Source organism: Flagellimonas olearia, assembly GCF_004150225.1.
GTDB lineage: Bacteria > Bacteroidota > Bacteroidia > Flavobacteriales > Flavobacteriaceae > Flagellimonas > Flagellimonas olearia.
This window is the reverse complement of sequence record NZ_ML142908.1, coordinates 123,752-142,294: the sequence shown is the minus strand read 5'-3', so window position 1 is coordinate 142,294 and position 18,543 is coordinate 123,752. Positions and strand designations below refer to the sequence as shown.

The following is an 18,543-nucleotide window of genomic DNA, read 5'->3' as shown; positions in this document are numbered from 1 at the left end:
AAACTGATATACATTTACTTCAGTTTTTAATTTATTGACTCATGAAACAAGCGAAGTCAACTGGAAAGTCATCTCCTGCCAAAGCTGTAAAAAGCAATGCCAAGAAGACTACCCAAGCTACTGGTAAGAAGAAGTAACTTGTGGTTTTTTGGCCCAAAGGGCCATAACTGAAAAGAAAGAAAAACGCCCTGATGAAAATCAGGGCGTTCCTATTTTAAATCCTATTGGATATTACATCATTCCTGGCATTCCGCCGCCACCCATTGGAGGTCCGGCAGGAGTATCTTCCTTGATGTCGGTCAATGCACACTCAGTGGTCAAGATCATACCTGCAACCGAAGCGGCATTTTCCAAAGCGATACGGGTCACTTTCTTAGGGTCGATGATTCCAGCTTTCAACATGTCAACATATTGATCGGCCTTGGCATCGTAACCAAAGTCTTTCTTACCTTCCAAAACCTTGGAGATTACAACAGAACCTTCGCCTCCAGCGTTTTCAACGATGGTACGCAATGGAGCTTCAATGGCCTTGGCCACAATCTGTACCCCCGTGGTTTCGTCCAAAGATTCTGTTTCCAATTTCTCAAGGACTTTCTTGGCACGAACCAAAGCAACACCACCTCCGGCAACGATGCCTTCTTCAACGGCGGCGCGGGTAGCATGCAAAGCATCGTCCACACGGTCTTTCTTCTCTTTCATTTCCACTTCAGAGGCAGCACCTACGTACAATACCGCAACACCACCAGCCAATTTGGCCAAACGCTCTTGCAATTTTTCCTTGTCGTAATCTGAGGTTGTAGTCTCAATTTGCGCCTTGATTTGGTTTACTCTAGCTTTGATGTCAGTCGCTTTTCCTGAACCATTTACGATAGTGGTATTGTCCTTATCGATGGTTACGGTCTCGGCAGTACCCAACATATCCAAAGAAGCATTTTCCAAAGAGAAACCTCTTTCCTCAGAGATAACGGTACCTCCGGTCAAGATGGCGATGTCTTCCAACATGGCTTTTCTTCTGTCACCGAATCCAGGAGCCTTCACAGCGGCAATTTTAAGACCACCTCTCAATTTGTTCACTACCAAAGTGGCCAAAGCTTGTCCTTCAACATCCTCGGCGATGATCAACAACGGTCTTCCTGATTGCGCAACAGGCTCAAGAATAGGAAGGATTTCCTGTAGGTTGGAGATTTTTTTGTCGAAAAGAAGAATGTAAGGACTCTCCAAATCGGCAATCATTTTGTCAGTGTCGGTCACGAAGTAAGGAGAAAGATAACCTCTGTCAAACTGCATTCCCTCCACAACATCTACGTAAGTGTCGGTACCTTTGGCTTCTTCTACAGTAATAACACCTTCTTTACCTACTTTTTCAAAAGCAGTGGCGATAAGATCACCAATGGTATCGTCATTGTTGGAAGAAATAGCGGCAACCTGCTTTATTTTGTCAGTATCGCTACCTACTTTTTTGGCTTGTTTTTCCAAATCGGCCACCAAAGCCTCAACAGCTTTGTCAATACCGCGTTTCAAATCCATAGGATTGGCACCTGCGGCAACGTTTTTCAAACCTTCTTTTACAATCGCTTGGGCCAAAACCGTGGCAGTAGTGGTACCATCACCGGCCTGGTCATTGGTTTTGGAAGCAACTTCCTTCACCATTTGGGCACCCATATCTTCTAGGGCGTCCTCCAATTCAATTTCTTTTGCAACGGATACACCATCCTTGGTCACTTGGGGAGCGCCAAAGGATTTGCTGATGATCACGTTTCTTCCCTTGGGACCCAAGGTTACTTTTACGGCTTCGGCCAATTTATCAACGCCTCGTTTCAGGCCGTCCCGTGCATCTATATCAAACTTAATGTCTTTTGCCATTTTATATTTTGTTTTGTCATTCCTGCGGAGGCAGGAATCGTTTGGGTTATACTTTTTGGTTTCTAGATGGATTCCCGCTTTTGCGGGAATGACATGTTGGTTACACTATTGCCAAAATATCACTCTCGCGCATGATCAAATAATCCGTTCCGTCCAATTTAAGTTCGGTTCCGGCATATTTTCCATAGAGTACGGTATCTCCAACCTTTACGGTCACTTTTTCATCCTTGGTACCAGGGCCAACGGCAACTACATTGCCTTTTTGGGGTTTTTCCTTTGCGTTGTCTGGAATGATGATACCGGAGGCAGTTTTGGTCTCAGCCTGAAGAGGCTCGATCAAGACCCGATCCGCCAATGGTTTGATGCTTACTTTAGCCATATTTTTACTTTTTAGGTATTTGTTTTTAAAATTCTCGAAATATTGGGGCAGAAATTATGCCATTGCCCAAAAACTGACATTATGGAAAACAAAAATGCCAGCTTGTCATTCAAGCTGGCATTTTTGTATCTGTTGTCATTGTTCTTAGTTGATCGTGTCAGCGGGATTTGTGGTATCTGCCGCAGGAACCTGCTCTGGAACTTCTTCAGGAAGCGCTTCCGGAACAGCTGTTTCCGTACCATCACCTTGCAACAATTTGGAATCTGCTTGGCTATAGCTTCCCTTTAGGGAAACATTGGAAAGCAAAATCAAAACAATCAACAAAGTGGCCAGGGTCCAAGTACTTTTATCCAAAAAGTCCCCTGTCTTTTTTACACCACCAACAACTTGGTTTCCGCCACCTCCGAAAGAGGAAGACAACCCACCACCTTTAGGGTTTTGGACCATGATGACCAAGACCAACAAAAGGCACACGATAATGATCAATATCAAAAAAATGGAAAACGTGCTCATTGTATATTATTCTTTTTCTTTCTGCAGCTTCTTCACCGCCCGAATTTGGTCTGCAAAGAAACCACTTTTTTCTGGATATTTCAAACTCAATATTTTAAAGGACTGAATGGCCTTTTTGTACTTCTTTTGTTCCAGATATACCTTGGCCAAAGTCTCTGTCATAAGCTCGTTTTTATCGAACTTGGTGGACTCTTTGATATTCACCTTGGCATTGGCATTTTCTGTGGGGACAATTTTGGGATTGTTCTCGATAAACTTGTCCAAGAGCTCAAATTTTTTCTTTTTCTCCAGCTCCTCCATGACCTCCTGTGCCTCTTGGGGCTCCTCCGCTTCATGTTTGGAAGTGAGTTTGAGCCATTCGGTAAAGGAATGCTTCTCTTTTTTGGTAAAGGGAATGGGCTTGCCCAATTGCAGTTCGGCTTCTGGAGTGGGTTCTTCTTCCTTGGTTTCTTCCGAAACAGGTTCTTCGGGGGTTTTGGATTTGAACAGGGCCGGATTCAATATTTGTTCGGCATCCTGAAGGTTTTGGGGCAAAGCCACTTCTTCGGCATCCACCAGCATGGCTTTTACGGTCTCACTGGGTTCAATTTCCTCTGAAACGGCATTTTGATCTTCCAGTTTACTTCCTCTTCCGGCAATGGTGTCGGCAATATTGTTCTGTACAAATTCTTGGGATGTGATATAATCGAACAATACCTCACGGTCCGCCGTGTGGGCCGCGGCCACTTTTAGGGCCCCATTGTATTTGTAGCTGTCCAGATTTTTAAGCCCCTTCAAGTGCAGTGCCCGTGCGGCTTGAAAATAGGGATACTCCTCAATAATGTCTTCCAACTCCCTGGTCTGCTTTGGGGACAGGATCGTGTTCGATTTTTGAAGAATATGTATAAAATCCGATACATTCATAATCATTACCAATTTCCTAAGGACGCGTTGAAAATGTCCTGGGTAAGGCGTTCAAAAATTTCCTCGTGTGCTGCCGCTTGGATCGACGTCAAAGAAGCCGCTGCATCAAAATCATAGAAAAAGGAAAACCGGCGTTCAAAATCTGAGTCATCCTTTGTGGTATTGTAAAACCGAACATTCACGCTCATGGTCAATCGGTTTTGGGCCGTTCTTTGGTCCGAGGTTGCCGTCATGGGGATGACCTTGTATTCCACAATTTCACCTTCGTATAATAAATCTCCATTACTTCCCGTGAGCGATAGACTGGTAAGGTTGTTGATCATGTCCTGTAGGGCCAGTGTAAAATCACGATCTAGTCCGGGCACAATGGTGGAACCAGGGCTTTGGTCGGCATAGTTCTGGAAAAAGTTGACCTGAAAGCTGGTGGCCGTTCCTATGTCCGCTCCTGAAAAATTATAGGCCCCACAACTATAAAAGCTGATGATCAACCCTAAAAGCCCAACTTTAAAACCATTTTTTTTCATAAATCCCATTACAGATCGTATTGTTTTATTTTTCGATACAAAGTCCGTTCCGAAATGCCCAATTCGGTTGCGGCGGCCTTGCGTTTTCCGCGATTGCGTTCCAAGGATTTTTTGATCAGCTCTATTTCCTTTTCCTGTAAAGATAGGGTTTCTTCCTCTTGGATTTCCTCGGCAAAATGGTACCGGTCTTCTTGGGGCTGGGACACGACCACCGGGTTTTCCACTACGGGTTCCGGCAAGTGCAGTACCTCGGCCATGGACTCTTCTTCCTGCTCAAACTCTTCTTCCTTGCCTCCGTAAATTTTACGGATCAAGGTCTCATTTTCCTCCTGTACCTTTTCGGAATTATCATGTTTTAGTAATTCCAAGGTCAGTTTTTTCAAATCGTTGAGGTCACTTTTCATATCGAACAGAACCTTGTACAGGATTTCCCGTTCGTTGCTGAAATCGCTTTCCTTTTTGGTCTGCCCCACCACTGCTGGTAAATTGGAACCGCTGGAACTGGGCAGGTAGCTGTTCAAGGTTGCCGCAGAAATGTTCCTGTCTTCCTCAAGCACCGAAATCTGTTCCGCTATGTTCCGCAATTGCCTAATGTTGCCCGGCCAACGGTATTTCAATAATAATTGAACCGCATCGTCTTCCAGTCGGATGGTGGGCATTTTGTACTTCTGTCCAAAATCCGAAGCAAACTTCCTGAACAGCAAATGGATGTCCTCCCTGCGTTCCCGAAGGGGGGGGATGCCAATTTCCACAGTACTCAATCTATAGTAAAGGTCCTCCCGAAACTTTTCCTTTTTAATGGCCTCGAACATATTGATGTTGGTGGCGGCCACAATTCTAACATCCGTTTTTTGGACTTGGGAAGATCCCACTTTTAAAAACTCACCATTTTCCAAAACGCGGAGCAATCTCACCTGAGTGGTAAGGGGAAGTTCACCCACCTCGTCCAAGAAAATGGTTCCACCATCGGCTACCTCAAAATATCCGCTTCGGGTCTGGGTGGCTCCGGTAAAGGCCCCTTTCTCGTGGCCAAACAATTCACTGTCTATGGTCCCTTCCGGGATGGCCCCACAGTTTACGGCAATATATTTGGCGTGTTTGCGGTGCGATAGGGAATGGATGATCTTGGGAATGGCCTCTTTTCCCACCCCACTTTCGCCGGTCACCAAAACCGAGATGTCCGTGGGGGCTACTTGGATGGCCTTTTCTATGGCACGGTTGAGCTTGACATCATTGCCAATGAGCTCAAACCGTTGTTTAATGGATTGAACATTCTCCATATATTAGTTGTTCTTTGAGTATTCCAAAGCCTCTCCGAGGAGTGTGGCAGAGGTACAATCATTGATTTTTACGTTCACAAAATCACCCACTTGGTAGTTTTCCTTTGGAAAGACCACCACCGTGTTTTGCGAATTCCGGCCCATCCAGTGGGCATCGGATTTTTTGGAGGGCCCTTCAATAAGGACTTCCTCTATTTTGCCCACATGTTGCTGGGTGCGGTACAGACTGTGTTTTTGTTGTATTTCGATGATTTCCGTAAGGCGTCTTTTCTTGACGGCTTCAGGAATATCGTCCTCCATCTTTCTCTCGGCCAAGGTTCCGGGCCGTTCAGAATAGGCAAACATGAACCCAAAGTCATATTTCACATACTCCATGAGGCTCAAGGTATCTTGATGATCCTCTTCGGTCTCTGTAGGGAAACCAGTGATCATATCCTGACTGATGGCACAATCGGGGATAATTTTTTTGATATTGTCAATAAGCTCAAAATATTCCTCCCGGGTGTGTAGGCGGTTCATCTCCTTTAAAATGCGGTTGCTGCCACTCTGTACAGGTAGATGGATATACTTGCAGATATTTTCATATTTGGCCATGGCCTCAATCACATCCAAGGTCATATCCTGCGGATTGGATGTGGAAAAACGGATGCGCATTTTGGGTTGGGCCAAGGCCACAAGCTCCAAAAGCTTGGCAAAATTCACCGAAGTGGCCTTCTGCATCTCGGAAGCCTTGTCAAAATCTTTTTTGAGTCCGCCACCGTACCAAAGGTAACTGTCCACATTTTGGCCCAAAAGGGTAATTTCCCTAAAGCCTCTTTCCCAAAGGTCGTTCACTTCCTCCAAAATGGATTGGGGGTCACGACTGCGTTCCCGTCCGCGGGTAAAGGGAACCACACAGAAGGTGCACATATTGTCGCAGCCTCGGGTAATGGATACAAAGGCACTGATACCATTGGAGTTCAACCGGACCGGCGCCACATCGCCATAGGTTTCATCCTTGGATAGGATAACGTTTACGGCATTTCGACCTTCGTCAATTTCTTGGATAAGGTTGGGAAGATCCTTGTAGGCATCGGGTCCCACTACCATATCCACAATTTTTTCCTCTTCAAGGAACTTGCTCTTCAAACGTTCGGCCATACAGCCCAAAACCCCTACTTTCATTCCGGGGTTGGTCCTTTTTACGGCATTGAACTTTTCCAGTCTTTTGCGCACGGTCTGTTCTGCCTTTTCACGGATGGAACAGGTGTTCACGAGCACCAAGTCGGCTTCCTCAAGCTTCTGGGTGGTATTGAAACCTTCCTTGGCCAAAATAGAGGCCACGATTTCACTATCCGAAAAGTTCATCTGGCACCCATAACTTTCTATATAAAGTTTACGGGAGTTTTTATCGTTGTTCTCTAGGGCCAGGGTACTTCCCTGTTGGCTTTCGTCTATTATTTTCTCTACGCTTTCGTCCTTGATCATAGTTCTGCAATGGGCAGCAAAGATAATGCTTATTCCATTTTAGTGACAATTTGGCAGTATTTTTTAGTGATCCATTAAGGTTTTTTGGTTAATGTTGATGTAGGGTTTGCCCAAATCATTTGTATTATGAACTTTACTGATCTATCCCAACGCATCGAACAAAGTAATTCCTTGGATTTTGGAAGCATATTCAATGCAACCATTGAACTCTTTAAAAAGGTATGGCTTCAAGGATTTATTACCTTGCTCTTGACTTTTGTTTCCATCCTACCCTTTTATATTGTTCTGTACAGTCCCTTGATTGCCTATGGCATAACCGATCCCGCATCTTTTGAAAATGGACAGGCACCTCCAGGGGCCTTGATTTTTATGTTTTTGTTGATGCCTTTTTTCTTCCTTGCGGTAATGACCATAGGTCTTTGCTTGAATGCGGCCTTTCTGCGGATATGCAAGCAGAACGATTTTGGGGACGTAGAAAAGGACGCCTACTTTTTCTATTTGAAAAAACCATATTTGGGAAAGGCACTGATGCTATCCCTTATCATGTTGGGGTTGGTTTTTTTGGCGATGCTCACCTGCGGATTGGGAATCATTTATTTGATTGTTCCCATGTCACTCTTCCCCGCTTTCTTGGCCTTTGGTGAAGATTTAACAGGAATGGAGATGGCAAAGGGAGGATTTGCCTTGGGAAATAAAAACTGGGGAATCATCATTGCCTTGCTCCTGGTAACAAGTTTGGTAGCCCAGTTGGGAGTGATACTGTGCTTCGTGGGAGTATTTTTCACTGCCATGTTGAGTAAGATACCTGTCTATTTCATCTATAAGAATACCGTTGGTTTTCAGGATGATATGGAAGTTTAAGGTAAAATTTGCGCAACTTTCTTTTTAGGGTTTCATCTAGGGTAATAAAAAACAATACCCATGAAAAAGAAAATCCCATTCCTATTTTCCTTGACCCTATTGCTTTTTGTTTCCTGTGACGACGATGAACCTAAAGGCGAGTATACCGAGTACTTGGTGGCCAAACCCATTGTGATGAGCCAGGCCGAATTTTCGGAAAGTGTGGATGTGATAGCACCACGCCCCATTGAAGAATCTGGAAAGATATATACCTATAAAGACTACATTTTTGTCAATGACAAGTATCAGGGCATTCATGTAATCAACAATGCCAATCCACAGCAACCCGTAAAAATTGGTTTCATCAGAATTATTGGAAATGTGGATATCTCCATCAAGGACGATTATCTGTATGCGGACAGTCTTATGGATTTGGTGGTTCTTGATATCTCGGACATCAATACTATCAATCAGGTGGCCCGATTGAAAAATGTACTGAACAACAATCAGGGTTTCTTTCCATTTGAAGCGGATGTAGTGGAATATGATGAGTTTAACAATATTGGGGATGGAATTCTTGTTGGCTGGGAAGTGGTTTCAGAGCGCCTTACCGAAAAGGAATACCAGACCCGTTTCGGAAATTATATGATTGCCTTCGCTGAAGATGCCAACATGGCCACTGATGCAGGGGTTGGAACTGGACAAGGCGGTTCTTTGGCCCGGTTTAAGATTGTGGACGATTACCTCTATGCGGTGGACAGCCATAACATCAATATTTTTAATATTTCCGATTTGGACAATCCGGAAGAGAAGGAAGATGTCTATGCCGGATTCGATATTGAGACCATTTTCAACAAGGGCAACCATCTGTTTTTGGGCAGTATGCGGGGGATGTACATTTATGACATCACCAATCCTGCCGAACCTACTTTCGTTTCTGAATTTGAGCATGGTACCGCTTGCGACCCAGTAGTGGTGGACGGGGACTACGCCTATGTTACCCTAAGGGGTGGCAATTGGTGTGGAGCTACGGAAAGCGGATTGTACATAGTGGATATTTCCAATATTGAAAACCCCGAGTTGGCCATTATCTATTCCATGGATGGACCTTATGGATTGGGAATCAAGGATGAAAAACTTTTTATCTGTGATGGGGATTCAGGTCTTAAGGTATATGACAAGACCGATATCAATGACCTTCAGGAGTTAAATCATTTTGAAGATATTGTTACGTTTGATGTTATTCCCTTGGAAGATCATTTGATCATGGTGGGGGATGAGGTCCTGTATCAATATGAGTATTTGGAGGATGGAATAAAGCTCATCAGCCAGATAGGGCTTAACTAAAAAACACATCATGTTACACTTGAATATCCCGTTTTTCACGGGATATTTTTTTGCCCAAAAGTTTGGAAAAAATTCAAAATCGAAATTTTGATATACTTTTGTTACCACAAAACCCAGTGCATGCCAAAGAATTTAGTGATTGTTGAGTCCCCCGCAAAGGCTAAGACCATAGAACGTTTTTTAGGAAAAGAGTTTCAAGTTGAATCCAGTTTTGGGCATATTGCCGATTTGCCCTCCAAGGAACTAGGTGTAGACGTAGAAAACGATTTTAAGCCAAAATATACCGTGGACAAGGAGAAGAGGGCCTTGGTAAAAAAGCTGAGGGACTTGGCTAAAAAGGCCGAAACCATCTGGTTGGCCAGTGATGAGGACCGAGAGGGAGAGGCCATTTCATGGCACTTGGCAGAAGAGCTGAAATTGGACAAGGAAAAGACTAAGCGCATTGTTTTCAATTCCATAACCAAATCGGCCATCCAAAAGGCCATTGAAAATCCCCGGGACATCAACTATAATTTGGTAAATGCACAACAGGCCCGTAGGGTCTTGGACCGTTTGGTGGGTTATGAGCTTTCCCCGGTACTTTGGAAAAAAATAAAACCGGGCCTTTCTGCAGGACGGGTACAATCCGTGGCCGTTCGTTTGATTGTGGAAAGGGAACGGGAAATTGAAGGGTTCACCCCGGAAGCATCGTTCAGGATCAGGGCCGATTTTAAGACTGCAAATGGGAGTGTATTTTCTTCCAAACTCAACAAAACCTTTCCCACCAAAGAGGCTGCGGCCATTTTTCTAGAGCAAAACATAGGAGCCGATTTTTCGGTGGCGAATCTGGATAAAAAACCGGCGAAAAAATCCCCGGCACCCCCATTCACCACTTCCACACTTCAGCAGGAAGCATCCAGAAAACTCTACTTTTCGGTGAGTAGGACCATGCAAGTGGCCCAACGTCTGTATGAGGCCGGACTTATTACCTATATGAGAACGGACAGTGTGAACCTATCCAACGAAGCATTGAGTGCCGCCAAGGAGGCCATCGTTCAGAACTATGGGGAGAACTACAGTCAGGTACGGAACTTTACCGGGAAATCCAAAGGGGCACAGGAAGCGCACGAAGCCGTTCGCCCCACAGATATGAAATTACAGTCGCCCTCCTTGGAAAGGGATCAGGCCAAACTATACGAACTTATTTGGAAACGTACCTTGGCCTCCCAAATGAGCGATGCCCAATTGGAGCGTACCAATGTAAAGATCAAGGCCAATTCGCATAGCGAAGAATTCACGGCCAATGGAGAAGTGGTCAAATTTGATGGATTCCTAAAAGTATACTTGGAAAGTACCGATGAAGAGGATTTGACCGAGGAACAGGAAGGCATGCTTCCGGCCATGCAGGTCGGTGAGGCCCTTCAGAATGTTTTTATATCGGCCACAGAGCGTTTTACACGGGCGCCTTATCGCTATACGGAAGCCTCATTGGTGAAGAAACTAGAAGAATTGGGTATAGGAAGACCATCAACCTATGCCCCTACCATTTCCACCATACAGAATAGGGGTTATGTGGAAAAAGGAACCGTGGAAGGTTCAGAACGCAAATATGTACAGTTGGTCCTTGAGGAAGGGGATATTTCCGAAAAAGGACTATCTGAAATGGTTGGCTCTGATAAGGGAAAATTGGTGCCAACGGATATAGGAATGATCGTAAATGATTTCTTGGTGGACCATTTTACCAAGATTCTCGACTATAATTTTACCGCCCAAGTAGAGGAGGATTTTGATGAGATCGCCGCAGGGGAAGAAGATTGGCAAGAAATGATGAAAACCTTCTACAAGGATTTTCATCCCAATGTACTTGAGGTTGAGGAAAATGCGGAACGTGCCAGTGGGGAACGTGTTTTGGGTACCGACCCAAAAACAGGACGGCAAGTAGCTGCCAGATTGGGACGTTTTGGCCCCATGGTCCAAATTGGAACCGTGGATGAGGAAGAGAAGCCCTTGTTCGCAAGCCTTTTGCCGGACCAGTCCATAGGCACCATTACTTTTGAGGAAGCCATGGAGCTTTTTGAATTACCGCGAAAATTAGGGGAATATAAAGGAGAGGAAATTGAAGCCAATGTAGGTAGATATGGACCATATGTGCGTTTTGGTAAAAAATTCATCTCATTGGCCCAAGGTGAAAGTGCTTTTGATGTGGATTTGGACCGCGCCATAGAACTGATCAAGGAAAAGGAAAAAGCCGATGCCCCGATTGCCAACTATGAAGGTAAAGAGGTGACCAAAGGCACGGGAAGGTTTGGACCTTTCATCAAATGGGATGGGATGTTCATCAATGTGAACAAAAAATACGATTTTGACAATCTTTCCCAATCCGATATTGAACAACTCATCGAGGATAAAAAGAAAAAGGAGGCCGAAAAGCTGGTACAAGAATGGCCAGAGGAAAAAATACGGATAGAAAAGGCCAGATGGGGAAGGCATAATATCATAAAGGGAAGAATCAAGGTGGAACTCGCCAAGGATGTGGATGCCACAAAGATTTCCTTGGAAGAGGCCCAAGCCCTTTTGGAAAAGAAGTCACCTAAGAAAAAAGCCAAAGCAAAAGCAAAAGCGAAAAAATAATATGGCATTCGATTTTTTGGTCCCCGTCAAGGACAAGGTATTGGCATTTTCCGAATTGTTGCCGCCGCAGGCACTGGGAAAGAATATCCATATGCATACCGAAAAGGACGGGCTTCCCGTCTTTGCCCACGCCGATGTGGCCATTTTCGGCGTAAAGGAATCCAGAAATGCCTTTGAGAAGAAAACGGAAAAATTGGATTTGGAGGAAATCCGGATTCAATTGTACCGGCTCATGATGGGCAATTGGAACTCCACCATCATCGATATCGGTGACGTGGAGGAAGGTGAGACGGTTGAGGATACCTATTTTGTGGTCAAGGAAATCGCCGCCGGACTGCTGGAAGAAAACATCATACCTATTATAATAGGATATACCCAAGATATTACCCTGCCCACCTATAGGGCGTTTGACAAGATCAGGGATATGGTGAACCTGGTCTCCATAGATAGCCGTTTTGATTTTGGGGAGGATGAGGAATTGATTTCCTCCCATTCCTATATGAGCCGTATCATCACGGACAAACCCAATAATCTCTTCAATTTTTCCAACATAGGATACCAAAGCTATTTCAATGCCCAAGAGGAAATAGATCTTATGGAGCGCTTGTTCTTTGATGCCTATCGGTTGGGGGAAATAGCCTCTGACATAGAATTGGCCGAACCTGTTTTACGAAGCAGTGACATTGTAAGTTTGGATTTGCGCGCCATTAGGGCGGCCGAGATGGGCTCGCACAGAAACTTTTCCCCCAATGGTTTTACAGGAAGGGAAATCTGTGCCATTGCCCGATATGCCGGTATCAGTGATCGCGTATCCCTGTTCGGTATCTACGAAGGGGAAAACTCGTACCAGGCCTTTCAAATGATCGCCCAGATCATATGGTACTTTATAGAGGGGTTGAGTTTTAGGATTCAGGAAAAACCCACATCCAAGAGTGAGGACTTCACTAAGTTTACCGTGCCCACGGATACCGAGGAACTGGTCTTTTACAAAAGCCACGTTACCGAACGTTGGTGGGTGGAAGTTCCATCAATTTTACCCCAACATAATAAAACAAATTCGGTGGCGTTATTACCTTGCACCGAAGGGGACTATTTGGATGCTTGCAACCAGAACATTCCAGAAAGGTGGTTCAAGGCCTATAGAAAGGGCCTTAACTAAACAAATTAATTTTTAAGCATTGATTTTCTTACACAATAAATTATTCAAAAAATAGTTTTGAGAGTAATGAATTTGTGTTGCACCGTTTATAATCTTGAATCGAAAATTTAACCTAAAGTATGAGAAAGCTATTCATTTCATCTATAGCACTTGTTTTTTTGCTTAGCAGTTGCGGCTCTAAATCGAGGTCGAAAGGTGAACTAGTTGGGGCCCCTGGAAAGAAATGGCATCCCGAGAAACCCTATGGAATGGAACTGATTCCACGAGGTGCCTTTGTTATGGGTAAGGCCGAGGAAGACCAGGCCAAAGTATTGAATGCTCCCACAAGAACGGTTACCGTACGTTCTTTTTATATGGACGATACGGAGATCACCAATAGTGAGTACCGTCAGTTTGTGGAGTGGGTAAAGGATTCCATTGTACGGACCAGATTGGCCATCTTGGCAGATGAGTTGGGGATTAGCCCAGAAGATGAAGGTATTGGAGAGTATGCTTTTAAGGATACGGATACTACTGAACTTTCGGTCTATGACAAGTATATGTTGGACAACTACGCTGGTCTGGGGGAAACCGGATACGAGGGACGTGGTTTGAACAAAGATGTGGATTTGGTATGGGATACTTCTGAGTATCCAGATGAATACTATGCCGAGGTAATGGATTCCATTTATCTTTCAGAAGAAGAAAGCTACAATGGTCTACGATCTATTGATGTTACCAAACTAAAATACAAGTATAGCTGGATGGATATTGAGGCTGCAGCACGAGCCCGTGCTGGTAGCAGAAAAGAGTTTATCAAGCATGAGGAGTTGGAGATCTATCCGGATACCACAGTGTGGATCAGGGATTTTGAATATTCCTATAATGAGCCCATGCATAACGATTACTTCTGGCACGATGCCTATAGTGATTACCCTGTGGTTGGGGTAAACTGGATGCAGGCCAAAGCGTTCTGTAACTGGAGGACCAAATTCAAGAACGATGATCAAAAGTCTCGTGGGAGACAATTTGTGAACCAGTTCAGATTGCCTACCGAAGCCGAGTGGGAATATGCTGCCCGTGGTGGCATTGAAGGAGGTACCTACCCTTGGGGTGGTCCTTATGTGATCAGTGATACCGGTTGTTTTATGGCTAACTTTAAGCCACAGCGTGGAGATTATGCAGCAGATGCCGCTTTGTACACCGTAGAGGCCAAATCATTTGAGCCCAACGAGTACAATCTATACAATATGGCGGGTAACGTATCGGAATGGACCAGCTCCAGCTTTGATCAGGGAGCTTATGAATACCTGTCCACCATGAACCCCAACGTAGGTTCAGGACAAAACCAAAGAAAAGTGATCCGCGGTGGATCTTGGAAGGATGTGGCATACTTCCTTCAGGTGAGTACCAGGGATTATGAATATCAGGATTCCGCCAGAAGTTACATCGGTTTCAGAACCGTACAGGACTATATGGGTGAAGAGGATTCCACCAACGGAAGCAGAAGCGGATTATAACAATTAAGAATTAGAGAGAACATTATATAAATAAACCAGTAACCAAATACTTATTTATATAACTTAATTAAAACTAGAATTATGGCACAGTCAAAATCAACAAAAAAGCTGTTTAACATGGCCTACGGGCTTGGAGCATCGGTGGTAATCATTGGTGCATTGTTCAAGATCCTTCACTGGGAGTTTGGACCCCTTACAGGTGGACTTCTTCTTGCGGTAGGTCTTATTACTGAAGCATTGATCTTCGCTATCAGTGCATTTGAACCTGTGGACGACGAATACGATTGGTCCTTGGTATACCCAGAATTGGCCGGTGGTCAGCAGAGTGCTTCTAAAAAGCAGGACGCCAAAGAGGCCCAGGAAGCTGAAGGACTTCTTTCCAGAAAATTGGATGACCTTCTTAAGGAGGCCAAGATTGATTCTGAGCTTTTCTCCAACTTGGGTGAGAGCATCAAGAGTTTTGAAGGTGCTGCCAAGAATATCACTCCAACTACGGATGCTATTCAACACACTAAAAAGTATTCTGAGGAATTGTCCCACGCCGCTGCCCAAATGGAGTCTTTGAACAGCTTGTACAAAGTACAGTTGGAAAGCGCTAGCAGACAAGCTTCCATCAACGAGGAAGTTGTACAGAATGCAGGAGCCTTGAAAGACCAAATGGAGTCTTTGGCCACGAACCTTTCCTCCTTGAATGGAGTTTATGGAGGTATGCTTTCCGCCATGGGTAGCAAGAACTAATTAGGATATCGATTAAATGATATCAAACCCCAAATCAAATTAATTTATAATTCTAATTAGATAAACATGGCATCAGGAAAACAAACACCACGTCAGAAGATGATCAACCTTATGTACTTGATCTTCATCGCGATGTTGGCACTTAATATGAGCAAGGAAGTACTTGCCGCTTTCGGACTAATGAACGAAAAGCTGGAAACTTCCAACACTAGAATGGACTCCAGTAACTCCGATTTCTTGGCAAGCTTGGGAACCAAAGCTGAAGAGAATGAGGCAGAGTACGGAACATTGTACCAAAATGCTCAGCAAATCAAAGAACTTTCCGATAAGTATTATACCTATCTGGAAGGATTGAAACAAGAAATGACCAAGGATCTTGAAGATCCCAAAGACTATGTGGTCATGGACAAATCTGACTATTTGGACCAGAAGTTTTTCCAGGGAGATAACCTAGGCCCTGAAGGAAAAGAGTTCATGAAGCAGATCAATGATTACCGTGAAGGTGTTGTCAACACATTGCCCGAAGGGAAGTTTACCGCTGTTAAGGAAGCTGTAAAGACCCGTTTTGCAACTGGTGACGCCGATGGTAAGGTAGAGAAAAGGGACGGTACACGTCAAGATTGGATCAACTATCACTACGAAGGGTTCCCATTGGTGGCCTCTTTGACCAAGTTGACCCAATTGCAGGCCGATATCAAGACTACTGAGCAAGAGGTGTTGAAAAACCTTTTGGAAGGTAACTTGACCGCTGCCGTATCCTTGACCAATTTTGCCAGTTCTTTGGCGGCCCCTAAAACGGCCTACTACTCTGGTGAAAAGTATGATGGTAAAATCATTGTAAGTAAAACCGATAAGACATCCACTCCTGTGAAAGCAGAGTTGACGTTGGATGGTAGAACTTTGGCCGAAGGTAAAGACTACGCTTTGGAAGCTGGAGGTATTAAAATGTTGATCAGTGCCGGTACCCCAGGTGACCACACCATTAAAGGAACCATGTACTTCATGCAGGATGGAAAAGAAGTGCCCGTTGAGGTGAACAATACCTTTGCGACCATTTCCATGCCTAATGCTGCGGTAATTTCTGCAGATAAGATGAACGTGGTGTACCGTGGTGTTGCCAACCCAATGACCATCTCCATTCCTGGTATTCCAGACAATAAGGTATCTGCATCCGCTACCGGTTTGACCAGAAGAAGTGGTAGCCAGTATGTGATGAACCCAGGTACAGGTAGGTCCGTTACCATTACCGCTTCAGGAACATTGCCTGATGGTAAAGGTATCTCTACCAAGTCTGAGTTCCGTATCAAGGATATTCCAAGACCCGGTGGTACGGTTCGTGGAGAGTCTGGTAGCGTTAAGATGCCAAGAAAGAATCTTGAGATTTCTACCATTGGTGCCATGTTGGAAGACTTCGATTTTGATTTGAACCTTGCCGTTGGGCAGTTCAAGTTCAAAGTGCCTGGTCAGCCTACCGTGGTTGTTAATGGAAACAAATTGGACAACCGTGCCAAGTCTGCCTTGCAAAGGGCACAACGAGGCGATGCGGTTCAGATTTTCGATATCCAAGCCTATATCACCAACAACAAGAGCTACAAGTTGAAGAAAGTATCTCCGGTTGTGGTTGAGCTTACAAACTAATAAAGTATAGAAGTGATCATGAATTGGAAAAATGTATTTATAATCGGATTGTTGGGCGTATTGCCCGTATCAATGATGGGACAGGCGAACATTTTGAACGCCAAGTTACCAGACGATATTGGCAAAAAGACCGAAGCTCAGATTGAGCAGGACAATGACGCTCCCCTCGAGTACGGTTATGTGGATGATAGGGACATCCTATGGTCCAAGACCGTTTGGGAAACCATTGACTTGGATGAGCGTGTCAACTTTCCGTTGTACTATCCCACCGATACCATAGGTATTGGGGCAGACCGAAGGTCTTTGTACCACGTGCTGATGAAAAACATCAGGAACGGGAAACTGACCGAGGTGTACACGGATTCGTACTTTACCGAAAAAAGGAGCTTGAGCGATCTTTCCGCCACCTTGAGTAAAGTGGATACCACCGATTTGGGATACGAGCAATTGAACGCCGGTGAGCGTATTTCCCCTGAGTTTATCAACCAAAGGGATTTGACCGCGGCCGATATTGAAGAGTATCGCATAAAGGGAATCTGGTACTTTGACAAGCGCCAAGGGGAACTCAAGTACCGTCTATTGGGGATTGCCCCAGTGGCTCCGGACGTAAACTTTATAGACGATGAGTCCATAGACCCGGGAGAGAACAAAGTAGAACTGTTCTGGGTTTGGTATCCTGCCGCACGACAAGTGTTGCACGAAGCCAAAGTGTACAACCAACGGAACTCCGCAAGACCCATCTCGTATGACATGCTATTGAACGCAAGACGTTTCAATGGGGTGATCTACAAGGAGGACAACGTCCACGGAGATCGTAAGATAGACGATTACATTTTTGACAATGCCCTGTTCCAATTGCTGGAAGCACAACGAATCAAAGAAACGATTCGCGACCGGGAGCAGGATATGTGGGCTTATTAATGAAACCCAGCTTTGAAAACTGCATAGGTAGTATTCAAAGGTAATGGTTGAATTATTCCGAACTTGTTTCGGAATCCACACAACATAAATTTTCCAATTCAATAGAAACCAAACGCCGCACATTTGTGCGGCGTTTTTGCTTGTTTAGGTATGCTATACCATGATTGCGTTTTAAGGGTTTGACTCTTTTCAGCCAATGGTCCCTGACCTTTTTTCAGCTTATTTTGTTGTCGAATCTTTTCTCTTGTATCATTCCTGAAGGCTTGTTGCTTTGCTTGATCTTTTTCTTTGGCCATTCCTGAAAGCTTGTTGCTTTGCCTGATCTTTTCTTTTGTCATTCCTGAAAACTTGTTGCTTTGCTTGATCTTTTCTTTTGTCATTCCTGAAGGCTTGTTGCTTTGCTTGATCTTTTCTTTTGTCATTCCTGCGGAGGCAGGAATCCATTATTAAAACCACCCCTTGGCCAAATCAACCCAATGAGGATTTTGTTCCTCAATAAGCCGTATTTTCCATGAACGCTTCCATTTTTTGAGTTGCTTTTCCCTAAGAATGGCATTGGAAACGTATTGATGAAATTCATAGTAGACGAGTATATGAAGACCATATCGCTGTGTAAAACCCTTTAACTTTCCGCTCTTATGTTCTTGGACCCGCCGTTGTAAGTTGTTGGTCATGCCAATGTATAGAGTGCCGTTTTTGTGGTTGGTAAGGATATAAACGTAGTATTGGTGAATATTGTGGGGCATGTTTGGATGGGATGTGGTTTCCTGCCTTCGCAGGAAGGACATAAAGTATGTTTTGGTTTTTGAGCCAGTAGAACAGACGGTAAACAGCTGGCCTTCCAGAACAATACAATAAGAAC

At 44.4% G+C, this 18,543-nt stretch carries 17 protein-coding genes; 8 read left to right on the top strand and 9 right to left on the bottom strand.

Going from position 1 to position 18,543, the window contains the following annotated elements:
* Positions 1-231: 231 nt before the first annotated feature.
* From groL to miaB, 7 genes are all read right to left on the bottom strand, one after another.
* Entirely contained in the window at positions 232-1,863 is a 1,632-nt protein-coding gene (gene groL, locus DN53_RS05900) for a chaperonin GroEL (RefSeq protein ID WP_129653473.1), read from the bottom strand.
* Between the two features lie 100 nt (positions 1,864-1,963).
* Positions 1,964-2,242, bottom strand: a complete 279-nt coding sequence (locus DN53_RS05895) for a co-chaperone GroES (protein ID WP_116216218.1) — start codon at positions 2,240-2,242, stop codon at positions 1,964-1,966.
* A 144-nt stretch (positions 2,243-2,386) separates the two neighbouring features.
* Positions 2,387-2,755 carry a preprotein translocase subunit SecG gene (gene secG / locus DN53_RS05890; RefSeq protein ID WP_129653472.1) on the bottom strand — a complete coding sequence of 123 codons (369 nt, stop codon included), beginning with the start codon at positions 2,753-2,755 and terminating at the stop codon, positions 2,387-2,389.
* A 6-nt stretch (positions 2,756-2,761) separates the two neighbouring features.
* Positions 2,762-3,658 (bottom strand): hypothetical protein, encoded by an 897-nt coding sequence (locus tag DN53_RS05885; protein ID WP_129653471.1) that lies wholly within the window; start codon positions 3,656-3,658, stop codon positions 2,762-2,764.
* A 5-nt stretch (positions 3,659-3,663) separates the two neighbouring features.
* Positions 3,664-4,191 (bottom strand): LptE family protein, encoded by a 528-nt coding sequence (locus DN53_RS05880; RefSeq protein ID WP_129653470.1) that lies wholly within the window; start codon positions 4,189-4,191, stop codon positions 3,664-3,666.
* Positions 4,191-5,462, bottom strand: coding sequence for a sigma-54 interaction domain-containing protein (locus DN53_RS05875; RefSeq protein WP_129653469.1), 1,272 nt, complete (start codon positions 5,460-5,462; stop codon positions 4,191-4,193). Before DN53_RS05875 ends, DN53_RS05880 begins: the two co-directional genes overlap by 1 nt.
* Before the next feature lie 3 nt (positions 5,463-5,465).
* Positions 5,466-6,929 carry a tRNA (N6-isopentenyl adenosine(37)-C2)-methylthiotransferase MiaB gene (gene miaB / locus DN53_RS05870; protein ID WP_129653468.1) on the bottom strand — a complete coding sequence of 488 codons (1,464 nt, stop codon included), beginning with the start codon at positions 6,927-6,929 and terminating at the stop codon, positions 5,466-5,468.
* Between the two features lie 126 nt (positions 6,930-7,055).
* Here miaB and DN53_RS05865 point away from each other — a divergent pair, with 126 nt between their 5' ends.
* From DN53_RS05865 to porN, 8 genes are all read left to right on the top strand, one after another.
* Positions 7,056-7,790: a hypothetical protein gene (locus DN53_RS05865; RefSeq protein WP_129653467.1), complete on the top strand. Its 735-nt coding sequence runs from the start codon at positions 7,056-7,058 to the stop codon at positions 7,788-7,790.
* A gap of 60 nt (positions 7,791-7,850) precedes the next feature.
* Positions 7,851-9,116, top strand: a complete 1,266-nt coding sequence (locus DN53_RS05860; RefSeq protein ID WP_129653466.1) for an LVIVD repeat-containing protein — start codon at positions 7,851-7,853, stop codon at positions 9,114-9,116.
* Between the two features lie 120 nt (positions 9,117-9,236).
* A complete protein-coding gene (gene topA, locus DN53_RS05855) occupies positions 9,237-11,726 on the top strand; it encodes a type I DNA topoisomerase (RefSeq protein WP_129653465.1) in 2,490 nt (829 codons plus the stop codon).
* A gap of 1 nt (position 11,727) precedes the next feature.
* Positions 11,728-12,885 (top strand): formimidoylglutamase, encoded by a 1,158-nt coding sequence (locus tag DN53_RS05850; protein WP_129653464.1) that lies wholly within the window; start codon positions 11,728-11,730, stop codon positions 12,883-12,885.
* A gap of 119 nt (positions 12,886-13,004) precedes the next feature.
* On the top strand, positions 13,005-14,384 hold the full coding sequence (gene porK, locus DN53_RS05845; RefSeq protein ID WP_129653463.1) for a T9SS ring complex lipoprotein PorK/GldK: 1,380 nt from the start codon (positions 13,005-13,007) through the stop codon (positions 14,382-14,384).
* Positions 14,385-14,465: 81 nt separating this feature from the next.
* Complete coding sequence (gene porL, locus DN53_RS05840) at positions 14,466-15,122, top strand: type IX secretion system motor protein PorL/GldL (protein WP_129653462.1); 657 nt, start codon at positions 14,466-14,468, stop codon at positions 15,120-15,122.
* A gap of 66 nt (positions 15,123-15,188) precedes the next feature.
* A complete protein-coding gene (porM, locus tag DN53_RS05835; protein WP_129653461.1) occupies positions 15,189-16,760 on the top strand; it encodes a type IX secretion system motor protein PorM/GldM in 1,572 nt (523 codons plus the stop codon).
* 18 nt (positions 16,761-16,778) lie between these two features.
* Positions 16,779-17,681: a type IX secretion system ring subunit PorN/GldN gene (porN, locus tag DN53_RS05830; protein WP_129653460.1), complete on the top strand. Its 903-nt coding sequence runs from the start codon at positions 16,779-16,781 to the stop codon at positions 17,679-17,681.
* 98 nt (positions 17,682-17,779) lie between these two features.
* On the opposite strand, the gene DN53_RS05825 is transcribed toward porN, so the two are convergent.
* Positions 17,780-18,103: a hypothetical protein gene (locus DN53_RS05825; protein ID WP_129653459.1), complete on the bottom strand. Its 324-nt coding sequence runs from the start codon at positions 18,101-18,103 to the stop codon at positions 17,780-17,782.
* A 24-nt stretch (positions 18,104-18,127) separates the two neighbouring features.
* The gene (locus tag DN53_RS05820; protein WP_313790129.1) at positions 18,128-18,469 is read right to left on the bottom strand and encodes a GIY-YIG nuclease family protein; all 342 of its coding nucleotides are present in this window, start codon (positions 18,467-18,469) and stop codon (positions 18,128-18,130) included.
* Positions 18,470-18,543 lie beyond the last annotated feature (74 nt).

What these genes read in the sequence shown, in the direction of transcription:
- DN53_RS05865 (WP_129653467.1), top strand. Translation starts at nt 7,056, where the DNA reads ATGAACTTTACTGATCTATCCCAACGCATCGAACAAAGTAATTCCTTG.
- porK (WP_129653463.1), top strand. Translation starts at nt 13,005, where the DNA reads ATGAGAAAGCTATTCATTTCATCTATAGCACTTGTTTTTTTGCTTAGC.
- porM (WP_129653461.1), top strand. Translation starts at nt 15,189, where the DNA reads ATGGCATCAGGAAAACAAACACCACGTCAGAAGATGATCAACCTTATG.
- DN53_RS05880 (WP_129653470.1), bottom strand. Translation starts at nt 4,191, where the DNA reads ATGGGATTTATGAAAAAAAATGGTTTTAAAGTTGGGCTTTTAGGGTTG.
- DN53_RS05820 (WP_313790129.1), bottom strand. Translation starts at nt 18,469, where the DNA reads ATGTCCTTCCTGCGAAGGCAGGAAACCACATCCCATCCAAACATGCCC.
- secG (WP_129653472.1), bottom strand. Translation starts at nt 2,755, where the DNA reads ATGAGCACGTTTTCCATTTTTTTGATATTGATCATTATCGTGTGCCTT.
- groL (WP_129653473.1), bottom strand. Translation starts at nt 1,863, where the DNA reads ATGGCAAAAGACATTAAGTTTGATATAGATGCACGGGACGGCCTGAAA.
- porL (WP_129653462.1), top strand. Translation starts at nt 14,466, where the DNA reads ATGGCACAGTCAAAATCAACAAAAAAGCTGTTTAACATGGCCTACGGG.
- topA (WP_129653465.1), top strand. Translation starts at nt 9,237, where the DNA reads ATGCCAAAGAATTTAGTGATTGTTGAGTCCCCCGCAAAGGCTAAGACC.
- DN53_RS05875 (WP_129653469.1), bottom strand. Translation starts at nt 5,462, where the DNA reads ATGGAGAATGTTCAATCCATTAAACAACGGTTTGAGCTCATTGGCAAT.
- porN (WP_129653460.1), top strand. Translation starts at nt 16,779, where the DNA reads ATGAATTGGAAAAATGTATTTATAATCGGATTGTTGGGCGTATTGCCC.
- DN53_RS05850 (WP_129653464.1), top strand. Translation starts at nt 11,728, where the DNA reads ATGGCATTCGATTTTTTGGTCCCCGTCAAGGACAAGGTATTGGCATTT.
- DN53_RS05895 (WP_116216218.1), bottom strand. Translation starts at nt 2,242, where the DNA reads ATGGCTAAAGTAAGCATCAAACCATTGGCGGATCGGGTCTTGATCGAG.
- miaB (WP_129653468.1), bottom strand. Translation starts at nt 6,929, where the DNA reads ATGATCAAGGACGAAAGCGTAGAGAAAATAATAGACGAAAGCCAACAG.
- DN53_RS05885 (WP_129653471.1), bottom strand. Translation starts at nt 3,658, where the DNA reads ATGAATGTATCGGATTTTATACATATTCTTCAAAAATCGAACACGATC.
- DN53_RS05825 (WP_129653459.1), bottom strand. Translation starts at nt 18,103, where the DNA reads ATGACAAAAGAAAAGATCAAGCAAAGCAACAAGCCTTCAGGAATGACA.
- DN53_RS05860 (WP_129653466.1), top strand. Translation starts at nt 7,851, where the DNA reads ATGAAAAAGAAAATCCCATTCCTATTTTCCTTGACCCTATTGCTTTTT.